Source organism: Agrobacterium sp. CCNWLW155, from assembly GCF_036888815.1.
Classification (GTDB): Bacteria; Pseudomonadota; Alphaproteobacteria; order Rhizobiales; family Rhizobiaceae; genus Agrobacterium; species Agrobacterium radiobacter.
The window spans coordinates 18,236-38,787 of the sequence record NZ_JBAKFW010000021.1; the positions used below are offsets into that span (position 1 = coordinate 18,236).

Annotated in this window: 28 protein-coding genes; 3 read left to right on the forward strand and 25 right to left on the reverse strand. The window is 57.9% G+C overall.

Annotated features, from left to right (window positions below; all coding sequences use genetic code 11):
* A complete protein-coding gene (locus V6S97_RS27165; protein ID WP_334428161.1) occupies positions 1-618 on the reverse strand; it encodes a hypothetical protein in 618 nt (205 codons plus the stop codon).
* Positions 618-3,290 (reverse strand): tape measure protein, encoded by a 2,673-nt coding sequence (locus tag V6S97_RS27170; RefSeq protein WP_334428163.1) that lies wholly within the window; start codon positions 3,288-3,290, stop codon positions 618-620. The genes V6S97_RS27165 and V6S97_RS27170 overlap by 1 nt, the downstream gene beginning before the upstream one ends.
* A gap of 54 nt (positions 3,291-3,344) precedes the next feature.
* On the opposite strand from V6S97_RS27170, the gene V6S97_RS27175 reads away from it, so the two are divergent.
* Positions 3,345-3,617 (forward strand): hypothetical protein, encoded by a 273-nt coding sequence (locus tag V6S97_RS27175; protein WP_269712780.1) that lies wholly within the window; start codon positions 3,345-3,347, stop codon positions 3,615-3,617.
* A 185-nt stretch (positions 3,618-3,802) separates the two neighbouring features.
* On the opposite strand, the gene V6S97_RS27180 is transcribed toward V6S97_RS27175, so the two are convergent.
* The 22 genes from V6S97_RS27180 to V6S97_RS27285 form a co-directional block, all read right to left on the reverse strand.
* Positions 3,803-4,183 carry a gene transfer agent family protein gene (locus V6S97_RS27180; protein ID WP_334428166.1) on the reverse strand — a complete coding sequence of 127 codons (381 nt, stop codon included), beginning with the start codon at positions 4,181-4,183 and terminating at the stop codon, positions 3,803-3,805.
* Positions 4,183-4,632, reverse strand: coding sequence for a phage tail tube protein (locus V6S97_RS27185; protein ID WP_334428169.1), 450 nt, complete (start codon positions 4,630-4,632; stop codon positions 4,183-4,185). Before V6S97_RS27185 ends, V6S97_RS27180 begins: the two co-directional genes overlap by 1 nt.
* 23 nt (positions 4,633-4,655) lie before the next feature.
* Entirely contained in the window at positions 4,656-5,078 is a 423-nt protein-coding gene (locus tag V6S97_RS27190; RefSeq protein ID WP_334428171.1) for a DUF3168 domain-containing protein, read from the reverse strand.
* Positions 5,075-5,539: an HK97 gp10 family phage protein gene (locus V6S97_RS27195; protein ID WP_334428173.1), complete on the reverse strand. Its 465-nt coding sequence runs from the start codon at positions 5,537-5,539 to the stop codon at positions 5,075-5,077. Before V6S97_RS27195 ends, V6S97_RS27190 begins: the two co-directional genes overlap by 4 nt.
* Complete coding sequence (locus tag V6S97_RS27200; protein WP_334428175.1) at positions 5,536-5,886, reverse strand: phage head closure protein; 351 nt, start codon at positions 5,884-5,886, stop codon at positions 5,536-5,538. Before V6S97_RS27200 ends, V6S97_RS27195 begins: the two co-directional genes overlap by 4 nt.
* Positions 5,861-6,067 (reverse strand): hypothetical protein, encoded by a 207-nt coding sequence (locus V6S97_RS27205; RefSeq protein WP_334428177.1) that lies wholly within the window; start codon positions 6,065-6,067, stop codon positions 5,861-5,863. Before V6S97_RS27205 ends, V6S97_RS27200 begins: the two co-directional genes overlap by 26 nt.
* 4 nt (positions 6,068-6,071) lie before the next feature.
* Positions 6,072-6,668 (reverse strand): head-tail connector protein, encoded by a 597-nt coding sequence (locus tag V6S97_RS27210; protein ID WP_334428179.1) that lies wholly within the window; start codon positions 6,666-6,668, stop codon positions 6,072-6,074.
* The gene (locus V6S97_RS27215; protein WP_334428181.1) at positions 6,668-7,189 is read right to left on the reverse strand and encodes a hypothetical protein; all 522 of its coding nucleotides are present in this window, start codon (positions 7,187-7,189) and stop codon (positions 6,668-6,670) included. The genes V6S97_RS27210 and V6S97_RS27215 overlap by 1 nt, the downstream gene beginning before the upstream one ends.
* 64 nt (positions 7,190-7,253) lie before the next feature.
* Positions 7,254-8,735 carry a phage major capsid protein gene (locus V6S97_RS27220; protein WP_334428183.1) on the reverse strand — a complete coding sequence of 494 codons (1,482 nt, stop codon included), beginning with the start codon at positions 8,733-8,735 and terminating at the stop codon, positions 7,254-7,256.
* 25 nt (positions 8,736-8,760) lie between these two features.
* Positions 8,761-9,615: a head maturation protease, ClpP-related gene (locus tag V6S97_RS27225; protein WP_334428186.1), complete on the reverse strand. Its 855-nt coding sequence runs from the start codon at positions 9,613-9,615 to the stop codon at positions 8,761-8,763.
* Positions 9,612-10,925 (reverse strand): phage portal protein, encoded by a 1,314-nt coding sequence (locus V6S97_RS27230; protein ID WP_334428188.1) that lies wholly within the window; start codon positions 10,923-10,925, stop codon positions 9,612-9,614. The genes V6S97_RS27225 and V6S97_RS27230 overlap by 4 nt, the downstream gene beginning before the upstream one ends.
* A complete protein-coding gene (locus tag V6S97_RS27235; protein ID WP_334428204.1) occupies positions 10,925-12,760 on the reverse strand; it encodes a terminase large subunit in 1,836 nt (611 codons plus the stop codon). The genes V6S97_RS27230 and V6S97_RS27235 overlap by 1 nt, the downstream gene beginning before the upstream one ends.
* The gene (locus V6S97_RS27240) at positions 12,738-13,208 is read right to left on the reverse strand and encodes a P27 family phage terminase small subunit (RefSeq protein WP_334428190.1); all 471 of its coding nucleotides are present in this window, start codon (positions 13,206-13,208) and stop codon (positions 12,738-12,740) included. The genes V6S97_RS27235 and V6S97_RS27240 overlap by 23 nt, the downstream gene beginning before the upstream one ends.
* Before the next feature lie 168 nt (positions 13,209-13,376).
* On the reverse strand, positions 13,377-13,703 hold the full coding sequence (locus tag V6S97_RS27245; protein WP_334428191.1) for an HNH endonuclease: 327 nt from the start codon (positions 13,701-13,703) through the stop codon (positions 13,377-13,379).
* A 206-nt stretch (positions 13,704-13,909) separates the two neighbouring features.
* On the reverse strand, positions 13,910-14,575 hold the full coding sequence (gene nusG / locus V6S97_RS27250; protein ID WP_334428192.1) for a transcription termination/antitermination protein NusG: 666 nt from the start codon (positions 14,573-14,575) through the stop codon (positions 13,910-13,912).
* Between the two features lie 4 nt (positions 14,576-14,579).
* Positions 14,580-15,770, reverse strand: coding sequence for a helix-turn-helix domain-containing protein (locus tag V6S97_RS27255; protein ID WP_334428193.1), 1,191 nt, complete (start codon positions 15,768-15,770; stop codon positions 14,580-14,582).
* Positions 15,767-16,288 (reverse strand): hypothetical protein, encoded by a 522-nt coding sequence (locus tag V6S97_RS27260; RefSeq protein WP_334428195.1) that lies wholly within the window; start codon positions 16,286-16,288, stop codon positions 15,767-15,769. The genes V6S97_RS27255 and V6S97_RS27260 overlap by 4 nt, the downstream gene beginning before the upstream one ends.
* Positions 16,281-17,504: a hypothetical protein gene (locus V6S97_RS27265; RefSeq protein ID WP_442886120.1), complete on the reverse strand. Its 1,224-nt coding sequence runs from the start codon at positions 17,502-17,504 to the stop codon at positions 16,281-16,283. The genes V6S97_RS27260 and V6S97_RS27265 overlap by 8 nt, the downstream gene beginning before the upstream one ends.
* Before the next feature lie 119 nt (positions 17,505-17,623).
* Entirely contained in the window at positions 17,624-17,860 is a 237-nt protein-coding gene (locus tag V6S97_RS27270) for a hypothetical protein (protein ID WP_334428198.1), read from the reverse strand.
* Complete coding sequence (locus tag V6S97_RS27275) at positions 17,860-18,117, reverse strand: hypothetical protein (protein WP_334428199.1); 258 nt, start codon at positions 18,115-18,117, stop codon at positions 17,860-17,862. The genes V6S97_RS27270 and V6S97_RS27275 overlap by 1 nt, the downstream gene beginning before the upstream one ends.
* 2 nt (positions 18,118-18,119) lie before the next feature.
* The gene (locus tag V6S97_RS27280) at positions 18,120-18,581 is read right to left on the reverse strand and encodes a hypothetical protein (RefSeq protein WP_334428200.1); all 462 of its coding nucleotides are present in this window, start codon (positions 18,579-18,581) and stop codon (positions 18,120-18,122) included.
* 233 nt (positions 18,582-18,814) lie between these two features.
* Entirely contained in the window at positions 18,815-19,015 is a 201-nt protein-coding gene (locus tag V6S97_RS27285; protein WP_334428201.1) for a transcriptional regulator, read from the reverse strand.
* Between the two features lie 83 nt (positions 19,016-19,098).
* Here V6S97_RS27285 and V6S97_RS27290 point away from each other — a divergent pair, with 83 nt between their 5' ends.
* Positions 19,099-19,776: an XRE family transcriptional regulator gene (locus V6S97_RS27290; RefSeq protein WP_269712814.1), complete on the forward strand. Its 678-nt coding sequence runs from the start codon at positions 19,099-19,101 to the stop codon at positions 19,774-19,776.
* On the opposite strand, the gene V6S97_RS27295 is transcribed toward V6S97_RS27290, so the two are convergent.
* The gene (locus V6S97_RS27295; RefSeq protein ID WP_269712816.1) at positions 19,773-20,018 is read right to left on the reverse strand and encodes a hypothetical protein; all 246 of its coding nucleotides are present in this window, start codon (positions 20,016-20,018) and stop codon (positions 19,773-19,775) included. The genes V6S97_RS27290 and V6S97_RS27295 overlap by 4 nt on opposite strands.
* A 239-nt stretch (positions 20,019-20,257) precedes the next feature.
* Here V6S97_RS27295 and V6S97_RS27300 point away from each other — a divergent pair, with 239 nt between their 5' ends.
* Positions 20,258-20,449: a hypothetical protein gene (locus V6S97_RS27300; RefSeq protein WP_334428202.1), complete on the forward strand. Its 192-nt coding sequence runs from the start codon at positions 20,258-20,260 to the stop codon at positions 20,447-20,449.
* Positions 20,450-20,552: the final 103 nt, after the last annotated feature.

Below are 20,552 nucleotides of genomic sequence, written 5' to 3' on the forward strand. Positions count from 1 at the left end.
TCATTCCTGAAGCTTGAAAGAAACAACATAACGCCCATTGGCTTCAGGAGCCGAAAAGCTGCCGGGAACCGGCCGCATGATGAGCGGGATTTTAGCAAACCGGACAATTGCCCCAGCCTGCGCAACGGCCCTGTATGGCGGCGGCTCGACCGTAATCGTCCGCGTCGTACCAGCGCCGGAAACCTCGACGACTTTCCCGAGATAGGTGCGGGTCAGGAATTCGAGGCCGATCAAGTCGGTATCACCGAGAACCAGATCGGATGACACACCAGTGACGGACAGAACGTTTCCGTCCGTCACGGAGGCCAGCAACCCTTCGTCCTCGGCAGGAGCATGATTTTGCCAATGCGCTTTCGGGTAGCAGACGCGAGGATGCCGAAAGATGACACCCTTTGCCCGCGTCCCGCCACGAAGGGAAAGCCACCACGATTCCAGAGAGGATTTCTCTGAGAACGTGAGCGGCTTTGTGACAAAGGATGCCGACCATGATGGTTCGGCAACCTGCGTATAGTTGGTGAGCTTGCCGCGCGTGGCAGAAGCGCTCACACCATCGTCAAGCGTCAGATCGGCCGTTGTGAATTTCACATTCGGCAGCTCACGCGGAAATGTAATCGGCATCACAACAACCTTCGCCGCTGGGCATCTTTCACGGTTTTGATGATCTGGCTGGGCAGCTGCGCGTCCCGCTCGCGGGCGAACGCCATAAGCTTGGCGTCCGTGTCCGCGTTCCCGCTCGCCTGTATGGTCGTTCGGGCATCAACGGTTGTGTTTCCCGAGCGGGCGGCATTCATCGCCGCAACCTTCGGAATTCGCGGAGCGGAAACCGCCCCTACCGCTCCGCCATCCGCGTAACCCTTCAGGCCTCGGCGCATGGCATCCATCGCCGCAGGACCGCCTGCCCGGCGAACGGATTCGGCATCAAAGACATATTCGCCTTTGTGAACGACGCCGGCGGGTTGATACTTTCCACCAGCACCCGTGTAGCCGCCGTCCGCAAAGCCAAGCCCTTTGAAGATATTGGACAGCCACCCACCGCTCCCCGTTGCCTTCGAACCGCCGAACATTGAATCGAACGCGCTATTCAAAAACAGGTCGGAAAGCTTGCCGGCGAGATTTGAGAGAGCTTCACTGAGACTGGTTGTGCCTTTTATGACATCCACGAAACCGGTTTTGGCAGTGTCGTAGAATTCTTGAGAGGCACTTTCCGCCCGCTGCTGGGCCTCTTCAAGCTCGCGAAGAACGTCTGACTGCTTTGCATACGCCTCGGATGCGGCGTTGATTTTGGCAATGTGATCTGGCGTCAGCTGTGCATTCTGCCAGTCTGCAACGCCTTTTTTTCTCGCCTCTTCGCGAACATCCCGCAAAGCCTGCTGCTCCAGGTCGAGCGCCATGCGCCGTTTTTCCTGCACGTAGAAGCTTTGACCGACGATCTGTTGCTCTTGGATAAGCGCGGCGGTCCGGTCCTTCACCGCCTGAATATCTTCCGAAAAGCGATCATCGGCGGTTTTCTTGGGAGCCTTAGTTTTTCCGGATCCAAGATCGCCAACACCCGCCCCAAAGCCGGCAGTGTTTTGTACCGGCTTTTCCTTGCCGCTGGCATAGGCCTCGAACTTCGAGTTTATGCCTTCAAGGTCGGAAAGTTGCTTGTCGAGCGCATCGATAAGTGCCTGCCGATCCTTAACGACCGGGTTTTCGGAAACGATATTTTGGACATCCGTTGCCTGCGGCGTTGGCAACAGCGACATGGAAGGATTTACTTCCTGCTGGATGATCGATGCGGCGAGTTCCCTTTCCGCCTTGGCGCGCTGCAAGGCCGCCTTCGCAGCCTCGATATCGGAAACGATCTTTGTACGAGTTGAAGCCACCGCTTCCGAATTCGCATAGTCCAGATTTTGGATTTCGAACCCGAGGGCCTTTACCGTTTCGCCATGCGCTTTTGCAGCTCGCTGGGCGTCCGTGTTGGCATCATACATCTGGTACAGCGCATAGGCCGCCAGAAGCGCCGCACCTGCCGGCCCGCCGACAAGCGCCAAAGCACCGCCGAATGCCCGCATAGCGCCGGCAGACACGGTTGCAACGATGCCGGTATTGGCAATAGCGGCGTTTGCGGCCGCAGTGGTCAATACTACTTTCGAGTTTGCGGCAGTCAGCGCAGTCTGCGCAGCAAGCATGTCTCTTGACGCCTTCTGCACACTCAACCCGAGAGCCGCACCATTCCTTGCCGCGAGCAAGGCCGTTTCGGCATATCGCAGGTTCGCGGCCGCTGCGGCCTGCTTTGCCTGTGCTGCCGCAAGCGCGCTTCGTGCAGTCTCGACAGAGGCCGCGCGTTCCGCGAGCTGGGCGGATGCGAGTTTGTAGGTGGCGGCCACCGCACCGTTGACGGCGTTGCCGGCATAGTTCACCAGCAAAGCGCCGGAAAGAATAATGACGGCATCCGCCACCGCGCCGATGTTATCGGACAGTAGGCCCATGACATCACCAATCTTGCCGGATGCGCCAACCGATGAATCAGCGCTGCCGACATATTGCGTGATTTCGTTTTTCAGGCGCGTGAAGCTGTCACCAATGGTGGCGTTCGTGGCCTGAAACTGCGCTTCAATGGGCTTTTGAGCGGCAAGGATTGCCTTGAAAACCCGGTCTGAGGTCAATTTTCCTTCCGCGCCCAATTCCTTCAGGCCGGCAATCGTCGTTTTGAATTCCTTCGCGATGGCATCAGCAAGGATGGGCGCGTTCTCTCTCAGAGATCGCAATTCATCACCCTGAAGGACGCCGGAGCCAAGCGCCTGCCCCAGCTGCATAATGCCAGCCGCCTGCTCTTGCGCCGACGCGCCGCCCGCTTTGAAGGCTTTCGCAACCGTGCTCGTCGCGGTCGCAATTTCTTGCTCGTTTTTGGCAACGTTCGAGGCCGAACGAAGAAGGCGGGCATAGAGATCGGCATAATCCGTGATCGAGGCACGGGCTTCGATAGCGCCTCGGTTCAGCTCCGAGAGAGGCCGTGCGGAAACCCCCATGGACTGCGCGGCCGCATTGATCTTGTTCCCGGCTTCCGTCCATGCATCCGCATAGCCCGCAACCTCGGAAACACTCAGAGCAGTTCCGATGCCTGCAACCGAACCCAAGAGGATATTGCGGAAGGAGGCCGAAATATTCTGGTTCATTTTCTGGAAGCGGCTTTCGATAGCCTGCGCGTTCCGGTTAACAATACCGACGTTGCGGTTCATCGCGTTCTGGAATTGGCGGAAGTCCGCTGACAGCTGGACGACAAGCCGCTCGATGTCTGTTGTTGCCATTTTGGATTTCGTCCTGATATCTAATCAGCGTTGCAAACAGGGGAGAGGCAGCGCGTGAAGCTGAAGCAGCGGTTCACCCGAGTTGGAAAATTTGGCCTGCTCTTTTTCGTAGCAGGCCCGATTATTTCGTACGGGATGAGGGAGTGGCTTATTGCCTATCTGAAATCACTGAGGGGAACCGGGCTAACCGAGGTTCCAGACGTGACGCTGTACCACGCCGTCATCATCGCCGGCGTGGTCATGTTCCTAGCGTCCATACCTATGATGATCGCTGGTCGAGAGTATGAAGGGACGAATGAACCGGAAGATAACGGACTATGGCGATAGTCCCTCGCCTTCCTGTATCCAATCCCACAATTCATCGACCTCTTGAGTGGTCAAGCTGCCGTCATCCGTGGAATGCGCTTCGACGTACCCATCCACGGCCGCCATGAAGGCCCAAACGGACATTTCGTCGCATTCGGCTGGGGTGAACCCCATTACCGCGCCTGTCCCGTAGATCGCGGCAATTCTCAGCTTTCCGTTTGGGAGGGCGTCGAGCTGTTTTCCTTTGGAATTGCCGCGTCGGCCTCCCCCACTGTCTCATCCGGCGCACCCATAAGAGCCGCCGCAAGTATACCCTGGGCGGGCAACAGATTGTCCATTGGCGGGAAGGCCTCGACGTACGCGCGCGTCTTTTTCAAAGCGTCAACGGCCGTCATCCCGCCGCCTATAAGGCCAAGACGGATAACATTGCTGATATCCTCCATTTGCCATGCCCCGGTCTGGAGACGCTGCAGGATGACATAAGGGCCAGCATCACACTTTTCCTGAAGCTCGATCAGCTGCCCCCAAGCGAGACGGAACGTATACGTTCCGTCTCCCCAATCCAGCTCAATGCGGGCACTACGCATCAGCCACCGGCCGGCGTGACAACACGCGTCATCTTGCCGTCACTCTGCATGGAGACGTTGTTGGTGGCGCGGCGGCCGTTGTTCGCCCCGACTTCCAGCGTTTCCACATGCATTTTCCCGGTCCATGTGATCGTTTTGGCGGGAAATTCCATTTCGACTTTCGCCGGAATCGAGTCCACGCTTTCCCAAGCGTCCAGCCAAGTTTCGACGCTTTCAGCCGCCAGAACGCCTTCGCCGCTGATCGACATGGACAAAGAAACAGCATCGCGACCAAGCCAGTCCACTTCATCGGGATTGTCGCAGTCGGGAATCTGCTGTTCCTCAAGCCCCTTGCTAAAGGAAATCGAGCGCTGGGAAAAACCGCAGGGCGCGGAATATACGATAGGGTTCGCGTCGTTTCCGAGAAGCACGCGAATTTTACCCCCCTTGATGGTGGTTGGCTGTGCCATGAATGGCCTCCTGTTTGACGAGTTTAGTGGTTTTCGACCCCGGCTCGAAAGGTCATGACGATTTGCGTCGTCAGGCCATCAGGCGCACGAATATCCCGCCGCCCTTCGAACTCGAAATAAACGAGCGCGTTATCGGCAAGGGCAAGACTTTGCTCGTGAAGTCCTTCCCTGATCGCCTTGGCGATTTTTCGACCTTCGGCAAAACCCGGATCACGCGACCACGCATCAATCTGGATAAACAGCTCCGAAGCGTTGATGCAGTCAAAATCCTCGGGAACGTCCTGAGTAGGACCGAAGGAAATGTAAGGAAACTCGGCCGTGATTTTGCCGGCCTCCATCGGAACCCGGTCATACACCCGGTTGCCGACAAGCGCCGTAACGGACGCGTCTGCGCGCAAAGCTGAAACAATTGCGACTTGCAATTCGTGAGTAGCGTCTAGCGTCATGATCCTACCGCCACTTTCTTGATTGCCTGCCGGGTGGCGCGGCGTACAGCACGAACCGCCCGCCTTTTGTTGGAGCGCCAAGACACATAGAAGAACGGCTGGGCTGTCGTTCCGGGGTGCTGCGTGCCAGCGAACATGCCGCCGTTTTCATGCCGCGCGGTTCCAAACTCGACCCACCGAGCATAGAACGCCTCGCTGTTGCCGGCGTAAATTGTGAGGGTCATATCGTCCGAAGTCGTTGCCTTGACCTTCGCGAGAACCATTGACCCTTTCGGAGCCTTTCCCCACGTCCAGCCGATACTATCCCTAAGGATTCCATCATCGACCGGGACAAGGCTTTTCATCATCGCGACAATGCGATCTGCCTGCCGTTCCATGGCAACCCTGATGCGGTCTTTCGCAACGGCCGGCAGCTGCATGAGTTTGCGCTTCAGGCGGTCGAGGTTCCGAATTTTCGTCATCCGTCCGCAACCCCGCTCTGACAAAGGAAATCTAGCCAAAGGCGGTCGCGCGTCCGGGTTATTTCACGAATGTTGTACGAGATACCCGACCGGATATCCCGAACGCGCCAATCGGCATTAACTTCCAGAGTTTTCCGGGAGGCACGCACGTAGATAATTTGGGTTTGCTGCCCCTGTAGGCGGCCTGCCAAGACGGCCTCACCTCCACGTAATGGCGTAAAACCGGCCCTCACCTGAAACTTTTCCACCCAATTTCCGACTGTGACTCCATCGCCCCTATCGACTTCCTCTCGGACATCGAAAGCAACGCGGTGGAACAAGTCACCCGCTGATCTGGTCGCCGCCATCTGAAACCGCCTTTTTTGCTGGCCTAGTTCGGCCGCCAATCCAGACCGCTTTCCCGGCCGCTACCGCCTTCATGGCGCAATCTTTTTTTACGGTGCCTTCCCAGCCGGCTTTGTACTCGACCGTCACGGCGCGAACCGGCTTGTAATCGAAGTCCAAAATGAATCTGACGCTTGCCATCATGCACCTATCGATAGACGCGGTACGGCTGCAAAAGCGCATCGACCGCAAAAGGGAGATTGGTAACGTCCGCGCCGATGACTACGGCCTCGCGGTTCCGATACCAGTGAGCCACCAGCAGCAGCACAGCGAAACGGATTGGTTCGGGAACGTCGCTAACGAAAACGCCAGCATCATTCTTGCGGGCGCACCCGACTTTGAAGCGGATGAGGACATTATCCCCGCGACCGGAAACAAAAGGCCAAGAGCCTGAAACCGGGTAGACCCCGCCGATATCGGTTTCGTAGTCCGAAGCTGGCAGCGTCTGGTAGGTGCCGTCCGCCCCTCGATACTGGATCGAGATCACGTCAAGCACTGGCGGAAACGGCAATGGAATGCCGCCGCACTCGCTTGAATAGAAGTCCTGCACGGCCAATTCCAGCGTCTGGACGCCGAGGGCGCGGCCGAGCCAACCAGTCGGGCCATCAATCCATGTCGTGGCCGCAAGGATAAGGCCCTCAACAAAAGGCTCATCTTCTTCCGGCAAATCGGCCAGATGCCGGCGAGCGTCATCGAGCGACACAATCGGTTCCGGCTTTTCCACGACACGGATATCAGGGTTCATTATTTGCCGTCCTTCTTGCCGGCTGGTTTCTTGCCGGTATCGTTGCTCGAACCATCATCCGCAGGCGTCGCGCCATTCTTGCTGTCGAGCGCAGAAAGCTGCTGCTCAAAAATGGCGATGGCGGCGTCTTTTGCCTTGATGGCGTTTTCGAGACCGGGGATTTTCCCCAGTTCTTCGGCCTGCTTATCGAGCTGCTTACGCAGATCGACGATTGTGGCGTCACGATCCGCAACGGTTTGCACGAGCGTGGCGTTTTCGGCCGCCAGCTCGTCCAACTTGTCGGCCAGAGCGCTCCCGGCTTTCTGGTTTTCCGCTTCGACAGCCTTGGCCGCTTCGGCGTCCGCGAGTGCTTTTGCCTCGCGTTCTTCTTTGGCCTGCCTTTCGGCTTTCTCGTCGTATTCGACGTAAAGCCCAGAGGCCGTGAGCGCCTCGACCTCTCGCTTACCGTCAACCTCAATGATATCGCCACGGCGGATATTGCCGTGCTTTCCAAAGCTACTGCGTACTGCTTTCAATTTCATGGTTCTTCTCCATCGGTTCACAGAGCGGGCGACCGGAGCCGCCCGCCTTCGTGAGCCGATGAAATCAGGGCACAAGTGCGGTCGTGAAATCGCCCGTCACCAGAGCGCCGGGACGCTTGACGGCGAGTGCCAGGCGCTTTTCCGCGCGGACGGTCAGCATGTTCTTGACGAAGTTGTCGCGGTCTTCCGAGGAAATAGCGACTTCGGTATCCATGCGGTCCCAAACCTTAGCGGCCATGCCGAAAGCGCCGACAAGGAAATCGTCCTGATCCATCGCGGCGGTCGAAACCACCGGGCGACCCCAGAGCTGCGGCCCCATCATCTGGACGATGGAGGCGAACAGGTAGCGCTTTTCGCCATCCTTCATCAGCTCGATATCGGCCCAATCGACGGGATTGAGAACGATGCCGTCAGCCGGGTACTCGGCAAGCGATGCCTGAAGGATAGCAAGGCGAAGGACATCGACCTTGTTCTTGCTTTCGATGGTGATGCCATTCGGGGCAACGAACGCGGTTGCCTGCGGAACCAGACCATGGAGGTTCTGACCCGTGCCATCGCCCTTGAGGATCTGCGCTTCCTCGACAAAATCGAGGCCATAGCGCAGCTCGCCATCAATCTCGCTCTGAAGCTGCGGGATATCGTCCATCGCCTGTCGGGAGACAGGAATCCAGTGAGCAATAGTGCGCACATTCGCGTCGGCCGGCTCATAAACCAGATTGGATTCCGGCTTCATCTGGCCTTCCGCTACAGCGGCGGCCGCGAGAACGCGTTGCTTCAAACGCGCGTATTCGACGCTGTTTTGCGTGGTGCGACCCTGCTGCAAGAGCTGTCGAATGAAAAGCTGGCGGCGAGGCAGGCCGACAATTTCCGTGTCACGCTGCGGCGTCACCAGCGCGCCGGCCGAGCCGGTCGAGGTGGTGATAGCGTTATTGAGCGTGACGACAACCGCGCCCTTGGAGCCGTTTTCAACGAACTGCTTGACGCTATTGTGCTCCGCCACCATCTGGCCGAGGGATTTCGGCTCGTCCTGACCGCCACCACGGCGCGTTGCGAGGCGCTGCTCCAGATCGGTATTGCGGGTTGAGAGCTGTTCAACCTTTTCCGTCAGCTTGTCGTGGGCGTCGGAAAGCTTGGACTGCGTCAGCAGCAGCTTGTCCGCCTGCTGCTTCAGTTCGTCTGTCACCGTTCCAGACTGCTTTGCCTGTTTCAAGGCTTCCTCGGCGGTCTGCTTTACGCCGTCCGTCACTTCCTTCAGGCTGTTCTTGACATCAGCCAAAAGCTTTTCGATGTTCTGCGCCTCGTTACGGACAGAGCCGATGATAGAGCCGGGAACGGATGCCATCAGCAACGCGGCCGGAAAGGACGGCATGGATGCTTTGCGCATTGCCGGGTGCGCCCCGACAAGGGCAATCATCGCCATGGTGGGCGCGGGTGCTGCGCTGGATGCCATGGCGTGAAACATGTGGCCCGTCGAAGGCGCGGCGAACAGGGCGGCAGCGAAGAAGGCAAGCGCGATCGCTCCGCAAACAATTGCGAATTTTTTCATGATATTTTCCTCTTGTCCGAGCCTGTCAGGCGGACTTTTTGAGTTCGTTGATTTGTGAAAGGAGGTCTTCGACCCCGTGCAAAACAGCAGCGTCACGCATGCTGGATAGGGTAGCGTCGTGCGTACCCCCTTTCAGCGCCTGTATGAGTTCGCGCCGCTCAGATCGCGGTACGTTCAGTTGGGCGAGAAGATCATCCACCCGATGCGCGGCGACAAAAGCCTTGCCGCGAACCGAGTTTTGCGGCGATGCCGCAACCTCGTCGGAAGAAAGCAAAGCGTCGGCAAAACGCTTCTCAACGGCCTCCGCGCCTCCGATCCATGTTTCTCGGTCGAGCATCTTGGCGACCTCGGCGCTGTCCATACCGGAGCGCGCCACGTAGATATCTACGGCCGCCGCGTCGAACGGCTCCAGAAAATCTGCGACCTCGCGCAGCTGGTGGCGGTCGCCCGAGGCAACCACCCACGCGTTATGGATCATCAGGAAGCCCGCGCGGGCAATCTGGATTTCGTCGCCCGCCATGGCGATGACGGACGCGGCCGAGGCGGCAACCCCGAGGATTTTGACTGTCACCTTGCCTTTGTGTTCGCGCAGGGTGTTGTAGATCGCCAGCCCCTCGAAATAGTTGCCGCCCGGCGAGTTGATGTTGACGACAACATCCTTGTTGCCGATGGCACGGAGAGCTGCGGCAATCCGTTTTGCCGTCACGCCCTCGCCCCAATAGTCCGCCCCGATCACATCGAGAATGGAAATCGTATTGTCCTCGGACTCGGCGGCCTGCCGAATATCCGGGTTCCATGTCTCCAGCGCGCGGGCCGTGACCTTGGATTGCAGGCCCGGCCGAACGCCGATAGCTGCGCTTGGAAGTGCACGAAGTGTCATGCTGCCGCCTTTTCTGTCTCGTTTTGTAACCACGCGCGCAATGCAGCGCGGGCCGCGTTTCCGTCGCTCGCTGAGCCCAACGCCTTCAATGGCGCCAGATTAGTTTGTGCCGTCAGCTCATCGCCGCCTTCGACACGCGGAAGGTTGAGCTTTGCGCGGCCTTCGTTGCGGGTCATCAGGCCGTTTTGCGTCATGGTCGAGAGGAAGGCGGCCTTTGCCGCGCTATCCATCTGCAAGAGCGCTTCGCGGTTGAACTCGGCATAGCGGCGGCGATTGCCGGTCGGCCGAATAAGCTGCTTTTTGATGCGCGCCTCGATCCGGTCACAGAGCGGATCAATGCCGAGCGTCAGCCATGCCAGGAGGATTTGTTCAACGCCGCTGCCCCACATGGTTTGGCCTTGAGCGGCATGGCCAATGATGATTGGAGGCACCCCGAACCAGCGGCAGATTTCCTCGACGGAAAAGCGCTTGTTTTCGAGCATCTGCGCATCGACAGGCGAGAGCGAAAGCCGGTCATACTTCAGGCCGGCTTCAAGGATCATCAGTTTGCCGGCGTTCGAGGAGCCGACGAACTTTTCCATGATCTTGCCGAGGTCTTCACGCTGCTTTCCGTCCAGAACCTTATCCGATGATAGAACGCCACTGGCCTGCAAACCCTTTCCGAACAATCGGCCGGCCGCCTCATCAATGGCGATGGCGGAACCGAAAGCCTGAGAGCCGAACCGGATTGGCGATAAGCCAACGTCACCGCCGAATCCAAAGCCTTTCAGGTGAAACACCTTGTCGCGCGGTAGCACTTCTGTCTTGCCGCGATCATTGAAGGTGTATTTCAGGACGTTTTCCGCGTCTCGGATCGGCTCGCAATGGGTGCTTGGCAATGGCTGCAAAGCGCTCAAACGGGTGCCGATTTCGACCTTTTCCGCATACCCGTTCCCGGTTGTCATCATCCACGCGACCATGGTTTCCCAAAATTCGAGCGGCGTTTGATCTTCGTTCGGGCTGTCGCACAACACCTCGACAAGACTATCGTCGGTATCGATTTTCACGCGGTCGTCATTGCCGCGTTTCTCGTAAATCGAAAGCGGAAGACAGGAAACCGCCTGCGCCGTCAGTCGGACACATGACCAGACCGTGGCGAGCTGCATGGCGGTGTTGAGGGTCACAGTCTTGCCGGCATGATTGCTCATACCGAACGCGGCGGCCCAGCCGGCACCCTCCTTCAGGTTCAACCGCTGTTGTTTGGCAATCAGCTGGTCTTGCGTCATGTTGGATGGCGCGGTGGCGCTGCCCCGCTTCTTTTTCCCGGCCATTAAACACCTACCATCACGGGGTTAGAGAGGAAGTCGTCAAGGTTTTCGCCGGGCCGCTCGCGGCAGAAGGCCATACCAACGGCCATGGCTTTCGAAACCATGCCGTCAATTCGGCCGAAGGCGTTTTCCTTGTCGAACATGCGATGCCCGGTCCTGTTCTCAGCGAAAACGACACTGGCCGCGCAGGAATCGAGCATTGGGTTTGGGTCGATCTGAATTCGTTCCTCGTAAAGAACGTTTTCCAGCATGTTGATGCTGTGGGGCATCCAGAGGTAGATTTCCTTTTGGCCTTCCGGCGCGTCTTCATCACGCTCAAGAACGCGCTTCTGGAAACCCTGCGGATGGATCGTGATCGGCAAAGAAACGCCGTCCTCGGTCAGATGCTCTTGAAGCTGCTCAAGCCCGTATTGGTCGCCGCCAATTTCCAGCGGTTCGTACTTGGCACAGATCGCCGCAATTGCTTTAGCCAGCCAGGAATATTTCAGACGCTGGCCCGGAACTGCCTCGATGTGGCCTTGCTTGCTCCAAGTCACATAGGGCGCTTGGTCGGTGTTCGCCCGATCCTCAAGAGTATCTTCCGGCGTCCAGAACCAAGTTTTCGACACGAATTTCTCCGCATCCTTGGTCTTGTCGAGAACCCAAATCAGAGTAAGCGCCGTAAAATCTCGCGTTCTGGACAGGTCAAGACCGCCGTAGCAGGGATAGCCCTTCTCAACCAGCTCGGCCAGATCAATAGGCTTCTGGCATTTCATCCACGCTTCGCGCTTGATTGCCGCGTTGACCGATTGCGTCCACTCGCAGAAATGCAGGCGGGCAATAGTATTTCGCTTGCCGGGAATTTTCTGCGCCATGGCAACACGGCCGGCGAGGTAGGTTTCATCAATGGTCGACCCGAGAAGCGGGTTGACCTTGACCCAGCATGATGGATCGGTTTCCCAATCATCGCCTTCATCAAGGGCGCAAACGAACGTGAACTCGGTATCGTCCTCGACGATGCCTGCGGCGACGTTTACGGCATGCTGATGCTCTTCCCAGCAGATAGATTTGCGATCCGAACCGGAGTTTGTCGCCATGATAAGAAGCGGCTGGGTACGGAACTTGAAACCAGCCTCTAGGAGATCAATGACATCCCGGTTCTTATGTTCGTGCACCTCGTCACATAGCCCGCAATGAGGGCGCGGACCAGATTGGCCAGCGTCAGCGGAAATGGGTTTGAAGTATCGCTTGTCACCTCGCGAACCAACATAGGTAATCTGCCAGACAGGGTTTTCTCCCTGAGTGGTCGAGCGCTTAGACAACCGAGCGGACTGATTGCGCATCGAGACGGCATCTTGAAACAGAACCTGCGCCTGTTCCTTCTTTGAGGCGGCAGCGTAAACCTCCGCTGCTGCCTCGCCGTCGTTCATCATCATGTAAAGACCGATACCGGCCAGCATCGGGGATTTGCCGTTCCCCTTGCCCTCTTCATCGTAAAAACGCCTGAAACGACGAAGTCCGGTATCGGCCCACTTCCAGCCGAACAGCGAACCGATACGGAACGCTTGGCTTGGATGCGGGATAAACTTCTTTCCCTGAAACTTGCCGTCCTTCAGGCGAAGGTTGCGGCCGAACCAGTCAATGACCTTCTTTGCCGCTGCAACGTCCCAAAGCAGGCCGCGCGCCGGGCCGTCGCGAAGGTCGCGGAGATGGCGGGCGCACTGGTTTCGGACATGCGGGCCGGCCACAATGTTGCCAAGCAGGACATCTGCCGCCCATGCCGTTACCGGGTCCGCGTCATAGTCGGGAGCCGGGATTTCATCGACAGGAAACAAGTCAATCGAAGTCGTCGCCGTCATCGTCAAAATTGAAACCCATCTGGCCAGACGCTTGCAGGCCGCGTTCGGCGGCCGGCGTCATGCCGAAATCACTGGCGAGGGAGCGGATTTGCCGCCATGTTTCGTTGTACTGGCTGACTTCCGGCAGGTTCTTTATCTGGACGCCGTTCCGCGTCTCGCTTTCGTAGGTCTCGCCGGCGTCGAGCTTGAGCCGCAATCGTTCGTGGCGCTCAATCGTCCAGCAAAGCTGCTCGAACATGTAGACGTTCGATTCCGTCAGGCGGTTCTTGCGAGGATCGCAGAGAGGGAGCGCGATCCGGTCCCAAATGGCAGAAACCGTGAACGGAAGGGCTTCCGGCTTCAGTTCGCGAGATCGTTGCGCCGCTCTGGCCTCGAAATTCGCGCCTTTTGCCTCGCCGTTTTCGGTCATAGGCACGACATTTTCAGACACAGGCTTACGGCCCTTCATGGTCTAACCCTCTGATAAAAGTGGCTTTTTGTCTCCAATTTCCACTTTCTGCAAAGAAATGGTGGACGCCGGTGTGCGGTCGAGGTGCCTTTTGACTTTTGACCCCCCTCCCCCCCCTCCTGTGACATTTTTGCAACGTTTCGGCCTCGGCCTTGATCGGCCGGTCTGTCAGCGGTTTGCGGGGTGTCGCGGGTCCATTGGCCAGCCATCCAAGCCGGTCGCGGTCGAGAAGCCGCGATGTTCTTCGGCCTGCTTTGTCGCATCGTGGTGCGTCTTGCACAGCGACTGGAAAGGCCCGTTCCAAAACTTGTCGGGGTTGCCGTTGTGTCGCTCGACGTGGTCGCAGACCGTGGCAACAGTGATGCGGCCTTGCAGCCGGCACATACGGCAAAGCGGTTCAATCGACAGCTGATGCTTGCGGGTACGTTTCCAACGCGCGAGCTGATACCAGCCGCGCCACTCGCGCGCCTCGTCTGATCTTTGATCTTTGCCCATAACCTAGAATGCAAAAAGGCGACCGGGTTAGGGTCGCCTCTTAAACATAGCTATCGCACTGGCCTTGTCTCTGTGCCTCATGAGCGAGGCCGGCAAGGCTGGGTTCCGAACCGCCTGTTCCCTGTGACCGTTCCGGTCAACTCTGGCAGCGTCTGGCGCTGGCATATGAGGGTGGCGAATCCGAAGTGTCCGTTAGCGAATGACTCTCACAGCTTTTTCAGAAATGCAAGAGCCATAGTGACGTCACCCATTCCACCCCCGAACGCCTCAACCCTTACCCGTGCCCGAGGCGTGCGACCGCTCATGACTTGGACAACAATGCATTCATGGCCAGCGAAATGACCGTGTGTGATAGTCGCCCTGCTGCCCTGCCCAATTGTCCTGTCGACAGGCATACGGGAAACTTCGTTTCTGTCGGAAATCCCTTTCAGAACAGCCACATCGACATCACGCACAATGTGGTAGCAAGCATCGCGACCGACAAAACCAAAGACGCTTTTTTGCTTTAGCAAGCCCTGAAAAGCTGCGGCTGAAGGAACAATCCGAACGAGCGCATAACCGGGCAGCAGCACGCTTTTGCCCTCGATTTTATGCCCTTTCTTGATCGTCACCCAGCTTTCCTGCGGCACAAAAATTTCAACGCCGGCATCAGAAATTCTTTTTTCCACAGCGAACTCATGACCGCCATGCACAGCCAAACAGTACCATCGCGCCTCCTTTTCGCGCTCCGCGACCACCTTTGCGGACGCGGCTGAGAGCTGCGCCATCGACAGGCGAAGCGCCCTCGTCATTCTGTTTTTCGACCATTGCGACGGCTCGACACCATCACTGGCACAAGCCCCCGCCCGCGCCCCTGAAACCTTGTTTGGCATTCAATCAAACCTTGCTGATAAGCGTTTCGAAATTTTCCATCGCGGCATCAACGGCCGCGTTGAGATCGGTAATGCCGAGGTCAACCGCTGGAAGCGGAACGTAATTCGGCGTGAAGGTGAAGAAGGGCCAGCCGCGCCTGTCATGCAGCCGCGCCCACGCCGCGAATAGATCGCTGTCGCGCTTCACGGATTTAAGCTCTGACGAAAGCTCCTCCAGGACGGCCGGGCAGAGGTATGGTTTGCCCGCCCGCATATCTGCCATCATTTCGTTGACGGCCGGCCAGCCGTGGGCCGCAAGCTTTTCCCGGCGCGTCTCGTCCTCGGTTTTCATGCCGTTGGCGATGCGGCCGCGATCAAAAGCCGTGATGACAATTGAGCCTGTCGGCGGCTGGAGAAGCATGGAAAACCGCGTCGTCATCCATAGCGGGCTGAACGATTTTGCTTCGATCAATTCGGGCTTTGCGGCCGTCACCGTCGAAGGCAACTTTTCCCAAGCCCTGTCACGCAGGATGTTCGCCGGGCTAGGCATTGCACCCTTGCCGATCCACCGAACATAGGCCGGCGTCAACCGGATGCACTCTCGGCGCTCACTGTCCGAAAGCTTCAACCACTCCGCACGCGCCGAAGCATCGCTATGGTTCTCATAGCCCGGTATCGACGGGAGCCACCTGAGGAACTGGCGACGGATTTTCACCCGATCCAACACGCTCCGCGCCCCCGCGCCTGCGTTCTTTTCTGGAGAGTTATTTGGAGAGGTTTGTGGAGAGGTATTATACGTGGGGAAATCCACGCCATCTAGGGAGGGAACATCGCCCCCACTGCCGGGTAAATACTCCCCATCTGTCACCGGCGCGGAACCATCAAATTCCGGACTCGGAATCCCGGTTTCGTTATGGCCGTCAGGCCAGCGCGCGACATAAGCCTTGCGAGCATGTTGCGGGCCGCTAAACCCGGCCGATTCAACGACCAGCCAGCCCCGGTTTTCAGCTAATGACAGGTGTTCCCGCACGGTTTTCCGGTCGCGGCCGCTCTTCTGGGACACGTCCGAGACGGACGGAAAGCAGCTATCGCCGTTTTCACCCATGAATTCGGACAGAACACGGAGAATATCGCGTGTCGTCGCCGGCAGGTCGGATTCCCCGATTGCCCGCCGCCAGCGCCACACTCTGGACGATTGTTTTTGTGGCCTACTCATCGCGGCGCACCCCCTTTCCATTCGCGAAAATCTTTGTCGAGCCGCCGCCACGCATCGCGCGCACGGCCGGGCTTGTTCAGGTCTTTCTTGGATTCGAAATTCAGGATCGATTTCAGCCGGGTGTCAGCGGCCGTCTTGTCGCGCACGGGACCACCTGCCCCGCGCGTTTCCAGAAAGCGCCAGAATGTCGGGTTCGAGATCGCGATAGAGGCGGCCGTGGTGTAATCAGGGCCAGACGCTGCAGCCTTTAGTTTCGCTATCGTTCTCGCCGCCCGCTCTCCGACACTTAGGAACAGCGTCAGCAGCTCGACCGCGCGGCCCACAAGGTCAATCTCACTTTTGATGGCGGCCGGATGGAATGTGGCAATGACGATCATTTCGCCGTCCGAGGACCGCGCGCTAATCAGGTGCACGCCGGTGTCGTCGGTTTCCAAAAACCAACGGTCGCCCCGCAGCCGTTCTGCGATGTATCGGAGCTTGGCAACGAACTCCTGTTCCGTTTCCTGCCGGTCAGCCATTCGCCATCCCTTCCAGCTGGAGGGTGCTATTGGCGGGCAGCAATTTTTCAACCGGCATATAGTCTTGCCAGTCAACGCGGCGAACGATGGTCTGAAAACCATACGTGCCGTCTTCCTGCATTTCCCAAACGAACCAAGCCGTATTCATTCGGCTGCTGGCAATGTTGCCGTCCCAGCCGTCACGATGCATCATTGGAAGGCGGCGCTTGAATTGATAGATGCGGGCGGGCGGGCAAGCATCCAGAATGAAATTGCGGTCCTCGTCTGCGAAGCCGGAATAGGCATTCCAATTGAGAAGCAACGCCATTTTGCGGGGTTGATGAACGCGCAGCGCGTGGGCGATGAATGCATTCATGATCCCGCCATAAGGTGGGTTTGTCACGATGTCATAGGAGCCAAAATCTGCCGGCTGCGAGGCCATGAAATCCCGGACGTCTTGCTTGCTGCCTTCCTTGTTGGTCGTGCCGTAATCGTGCAGATCGGACAGCACCACACCGTAGTTGAACGCCTCCAACATGCGGACAATGGCCCCGCGACCGCAGGCAGGCTCAATGACGGTTGACGAGAATTCCTCCAGAGCCAGCAGCGTGAACATTGCTTCAGGCGGCGTCTCGTACAGGTTCGGCCCGCGCTCTTCTTTGGTGGCGCTGGCAGTTCCAACAGCCGCCCGAAGGTTCGACCTGGGCGGCTCGATTACGGCAGGCGCGGAAACCGTGTCTGCGGGCGGTTCATTTGTTTTCAGCTGCCCGAGATAGGATGCGACCTTTTCAATATGCTCCCTGCTCTCGACGGCCTTAAGGACAAGTTTCATTTCCGAAATGTTTTCCCGTTCCGGCATGAACATTGTCTGGATTGGCTTGCGGCGCTCTTTTCCATCTGCGCCCACTGTCCGCTCGAACCGGGGAATTTCCCCGGTTACTTCCAGCCGGGTGCGAACGCCGGCGACCGTCTTGTGATCGACGCCCAGCTTAGCCGCGATAGCGCGGTTCGAGGCCGAAGGCGTGTCCTTGAGCTGCGCCTGAATGACCTTCTGCTTTTGCTTCGTATCGAGATGACGCCGGGCGAAGTTGATCGAACGGGCGAAAGACCGCTTTTCCTCCTCCGATAAGCCCTTGCGAACGAAGCGCGGCCACTCGGTAATGCCCAACGATTTGCAGATGGCAACGCGATGATGGCCGTCGAGGATATGACCGTTTTCGTCATACTCGACCGGCACCAAGACGCCATTTTGCTCAATCGATTCCCGCAATGCGTCGAAGTCGTCTTTCGAAAGTGGGTCGAGAACCTGATAGATGCCATTTGCCGCCTCTTGGCGGGCATCAAGAATTAGACCTGTCATCGGCCACCCCCTGCCCGGCGCGGCCGGTGCGGATCGTTCTCGATAAGGATTTCAGCGCACCGTTTTGGCGAGATACCGCGGCCTAGTCGTTTTTCAGCGGCCTGCGGATGAATTTGAAAAGCCGCGTCAAGGGAAATGGCGCGGCGAACCTCAACTGGCAGGGCATCAAAGCGGGTCATGGTGGCGACCTTGTCCGCAATTGGCGGCGGATGATGAAGCGACTTCTTGCCCATCAGTGCGCCCCCATGATTTTTCGCAGGTAGGCTTGCCCGCGCGCCGTCAGAAGAACCACCTTGCAGCGGCTTTCTTCACGAATGAGAACATACCCAGCGTTTTCACAGGCCTCCGCGCACTTGCGGTCATGCAACCGGACTAGCTGGATGCGGCCGCCAGCGTTTTTCACCATGCGGAGGAATGACCTGTCGCGGTCGGAAATCGGGCGCTCGATGAGCGGCTGGACAAGGTGCGGAGACGGTGGACGGACGTTCATAATCAGCCCTCCCGAATGTTCGCGGCAAGCTCATGCAGCTCGCGTTCCAACTCGGCAATTTCGGCAAGGATTTTCTTGCCGTCAGCCTCGCAGATACGGCCATCGGCGCGGGCCGACTGGATGGCGCGGACGAGGTCCATGGCCTCGCTCATGATATCGACGGCATCGCCATCGGTAACACGCCGCGCGCCGGGCAAGCCGCTCTTTGGTACAAGATGAAAGCCGAGAATTTCAGCCATCTTGCCGGTTATGACCGGATGCTTTGCGGCGGTGTCGAGATCAATGGCGACATCAACAGGCATGAATAGCTCATGATGTTCGGCACTGGACGAGCCGTAGCGGGTTAGCATCGAGCCATTAACGCGCGTCATGTAAGCGACGAGCTTATTACCGCCAGCGAGTTTAAGGCCGACTTCAACAGCGCGTTTCAGTCCCGCGTAAGCTTCTTCGGAAAAGGGGCGCATCAGACCTCCAGAGAGATTGCAATGAAAAATTTCAGGCAAAAGATTCAGTGAACGGCAGACGCCCGCGCGATAACTTGCCGGTCAGATTGTCGAAGCTCTCAGGGGAGCCAGTACGCAGATGACACAGAGAACAGCGCGCCGGGTTTCGCTCGATTACCCAAGATGCCAAGCGAACCCGGCGCGGATCGCAGCAGGCCGAGAGGATTGGCCGCGCGAAAACACAACAAGAGCGATCATTTCACGCTCTCCTCTGGCCCATACACGTCAGGCCGAATTTCATGACGGGAAATCCCGGTTATCCGCTCGAAAGCGAGCACGCGCCCCGCAGGAACGCGCGGCCAGCGATACAAGGACGGGTGCTTAATCCCAAGCTCACGAGCCAGAGAGACAACGCCGCCGGCCTTTTCGGCCCCTTTTCGGACAACATCAATCATGTCGCGGAACGTAGTTTAAGACTACGATTTCTGTCAAGAGAGTTCGTAGCTGCAAAATGGTAAGCAAAGACTACAAATGGGCCATGGATACCATCGGTTCACGCATTCGTTACGCCCGCACCGCCAAAGGTCTCACCCAGCAGGATGTTGCCGACTTCCTGAAGATAAACCGCGTGAGTGTTTCCACTTGGGAGAACAATCAAACGCGGCCCGAAGCGGCAAAGATTCCAGCGCTTTGTGAATTTCTTGGAATAACGGAGAGCTGGCTTTTGAGCCGCAGCGGCGACGATCCAGAGCCAATAAAGCGTGATCGCGCGACACCCACGCAACGTGTGAAAATTATCCCCGGAACAGAGCTGGTAGGCGTGGAAAAAATGCCAGTGTTCGCGGCCGCTCAAGGTGGCGACGGACATGTAATTGTGACGTTCGATGCTGTGGATTATGTCAAGCGACCGGCCGAGCTTGAGAGCGTAAGGGGTGGGTACGGCCTGCTGATAGCTGGGGAATCAATGGTGCCGGCCTTCCGTGCGGGAGACATGGCCCTTGTTAATCCGCATCTTCCGCCGTCCCGAGAAAAGAACGTGATCCTTTATCACACACCGCCGCATGGCGGCGATGTTGAGGCAATCGTGAAGCAGCTCAACGGCTGGAATGATCGAGAATGGTTCCTGCAACAATGGAACCCAATGCGCGAGTTTACCGAGTTTCGCCAAGAATGGCCTATCTGCCATCGCGTCGTCGGACGCTATGACGCGCGCTAGTTGGCGAGCGCCAGCAACTCGCTCGGCGTCTCTCCGTATTGTGAGATAATCTTCGCATCTTCCCAATCATCGGATTCCGGGTCGCCCGTTCGTGAGAACGCGACGACGCCGGCGCTTCTCTCAGCAAGCTTCTCAGCAACGCGCTCGCAATGGAGCAGGTCACGCGCCGGGCGCGGGATATCAGGAATTAGCGCGCCTTTTTTTCCACGCTGGAAAGTCTGGACGACGAAGTACGTAACCATAAATTTTCTCCCTCGTTCACGGTCTGTTCTTATATACGACTCAACTCACAGACTGAGTCCAGCGAAAAATTCACGTAGCTGAAAACTACGTTTTGCCGTTGACAACCGGCGTAGTCTGAAACTACCTTGCCGCCATCCCACCCGTTGAACCCCTCGGCGGAACGGGAACCAACGGCCGGGCGCATTCCCCTCGAAATGAAATGTCGCCCGGCCATCTCAAACAGGATGGAGAAACCGGCATGAAGACCAGCAGAACCAACAAGGGCGAGAATAAGCGCCTAATCTCGGAAATGGCGGATTACATCGTCGAGCAGGGCGACAACTGCACGCAGGAAACCATGCTCCTGCAATTCAGCCAGAGCGAAGTCGACTCCTGCTTTAAGTCCGCTCGCGATGAAGTGCACCAGCGCCGTTTGCAGCGCGCCGCCTGACGCGTCCGCTTTTGATTTCCGCACCTTCGCCTGCGCAGGCAGGTGCGGCCTTCCAAACGGACGGAGAGGCACAATGCCAGCAAAGCCAAGCATACGCATACGC

Coding starts and splice junctions, on each gene's coding strand:
- V6S97_RS27270 (WP_334428198.1), bottom strand. CDS start 17,860: ATGGGCAAGAAGTCGCTTCATCATCCGCCGCCAATTGCGGACAAGGTC.
- V6S97_RS27300 (WP_334428202.1), top strand. CDS start 20,258: ATGAAGACCAGCAGAACCAACAAGGGCGAGAATAAGCGCCTAATCTCG.
- V6S97_RS27195 (WP_334428173.1), bottom strand. CDS start 5,539: ATGACGAAAATTCGGAACCTCGACCGCCTGAAGCGCAAACTCATGCAG.
- V6S97_RS27260 (WP_334428195.1), bottom strand. CDS start 16,288: ATGGCTGACCGGCAGGAAACGGAACAGGAGTTCGTTGCCAAGCTCCGA.
- V6S97_RS27275 (WP_334428199.1), bottom strand. CDS start 18,117: ATGAACGTCCGTCCACCGTCTCCGCACCTTGTCCAGCCGCTCATCGAG.
- V6S97_RS27230 (WP_334428188.1), bottom strand. CDS start 10,925: ATGGCCGGGAAAAAGAAGCGGGGCAGCGCCACCGCGCCATCCAACATG.
- V6S97_RS27285 (WP_334428201.1), bottom strand. CDS start 19,015: ATGATTGATGTTGTCCGAAAAGGGGCCGAAAAGGCCGGCGGCGTTGTC.
- V6S97_RS27210 (WP_334428179.1), bottom strand. CDS start 6,668: ATGAACCCTGATATCCGTGTCGTGGAAAAGCCGGAACCGATTGTGTCG.
- V6S97_RS27205 (WP_334428177.1), bottom strand. CDS start 6,067: ATGATGGCAAGCGTCAGATTCATTTTGGACTTCGATTACAAGCCGGTT.
- V6S97_RS27280 (WP_334428200.1), bottom strand. CDS start 18,581: ATGCGCCCCTTTTCCGAAGAAGCTTACGCGGGACTGAAACGCGCTGTT.
- V6S97_RS27255 (WP_334428193.1), bottom strand. CDS start 15,770: ATGAGTAGGCCACAAAAACAATCGTCCAGAGTGTGGCGCTGGCGGCGG.
- V6S97_RS27165 (WP_334428161.1), bottom strand. CDS start 618: ATGCCGATTACATTTCCGCGTGAGCTGCCGAATGTGAAATTCACAACG.
- V6S97_RS27225 (WP_334428186.1), bottom strand. CDS start 9,615: ATGACACTTCGTGCACTTCCAAGCGCAGCTATCGGCGTTCGGCCGGGC.
- V6S97_RS27220 (WP_334428183.1), bottom strand. CDS start 8,735: ATGAAAAAATTCGCAATTGTTTGCGGAGCGATCGCGCTTGCCTTCTTC.
- V6S97_RS27215 (WP_334428181.1), bottom strand. CDS start 7,189: ATGAAATTGAAAGCAGTACGCAGTAGCTTTGGAAAGCACGGCAATATC.
- V6S97_RS27245 (WP_334428191.1), bottom strand. CDS start 13,703: ATGGGCAAAGATCAAAGATCAGACGAGGCGCGCGAGTGGCGCGGCTGG.
- nusG (WP_334428192.1), bottom strand. CDS start 14,575: ATGCCAAACAAGGTTTCAGGGGCGCGGGCGGGGGCTTGTGCCAGTGAT.
- V6S97_RS27240 (WP_334428190.1), bottom strand. CDS start 13,208: ATGAAGGGCCGTAAGCCTGTGTCTGAAAATGTCGTGCCTATGACCGAA.
- V6S97_RS27170 (WP_334428163.1), bottom strand. CDS start 3,290: ATGGCAACAACAGACATCGAGCGGCTTGTCGTCCAGCTGTCAGCGGAC.
- V6S97_RS27180 (WP_334428166.1), bottom strand. CDS start 4,183: ATGCGTAGTGCCCGCATTGAGCTGGATTGGGGAGACGGAACGTATACG.
- V6S97_RS27200 (WP_334428175.1), bottom strand. CDS start 5,886: ATGGCGGCGACCAGATCAGCGGGTGACTTGTTCCACCGCGTTGCTTTC.
- V6S97_RS27295 (WP_269712816.1), bottom strand. CDS start 20,018: ATGGTTACGTACTTCGTCGTCCAGACTTTCCAGCGTGGAAAAAAAGGC.
- V6S97_RS27190 (WP_334428171.1), bottom strand. CDS start 5,078: ATGACGCTAGACGCTACTCACGAATTGCAAGTCGCAATTGTTTCAGCT.
- V6S97_RS27185 (WP_334428169.1), bottom strand. CDS start 4,632: ATGGCACAGCCAACCACCATCAAGGGGGGTAAAATTCGCGTGCTTCTC.
- V6S97_RS27290 (WP_269712814.1), top strand. CDS start 19,099: ATGGATACCATCGGTTCACGCATTCGTTACGCCCGCACCGCCAAAGGT.
- V6S97_RS27235 (WP_334428204.1), bottom strand. CDS start 12,760: ATGACGGCGACGACTTCGATTGACTTGTTTCCTGTCGATGAAATCCCG.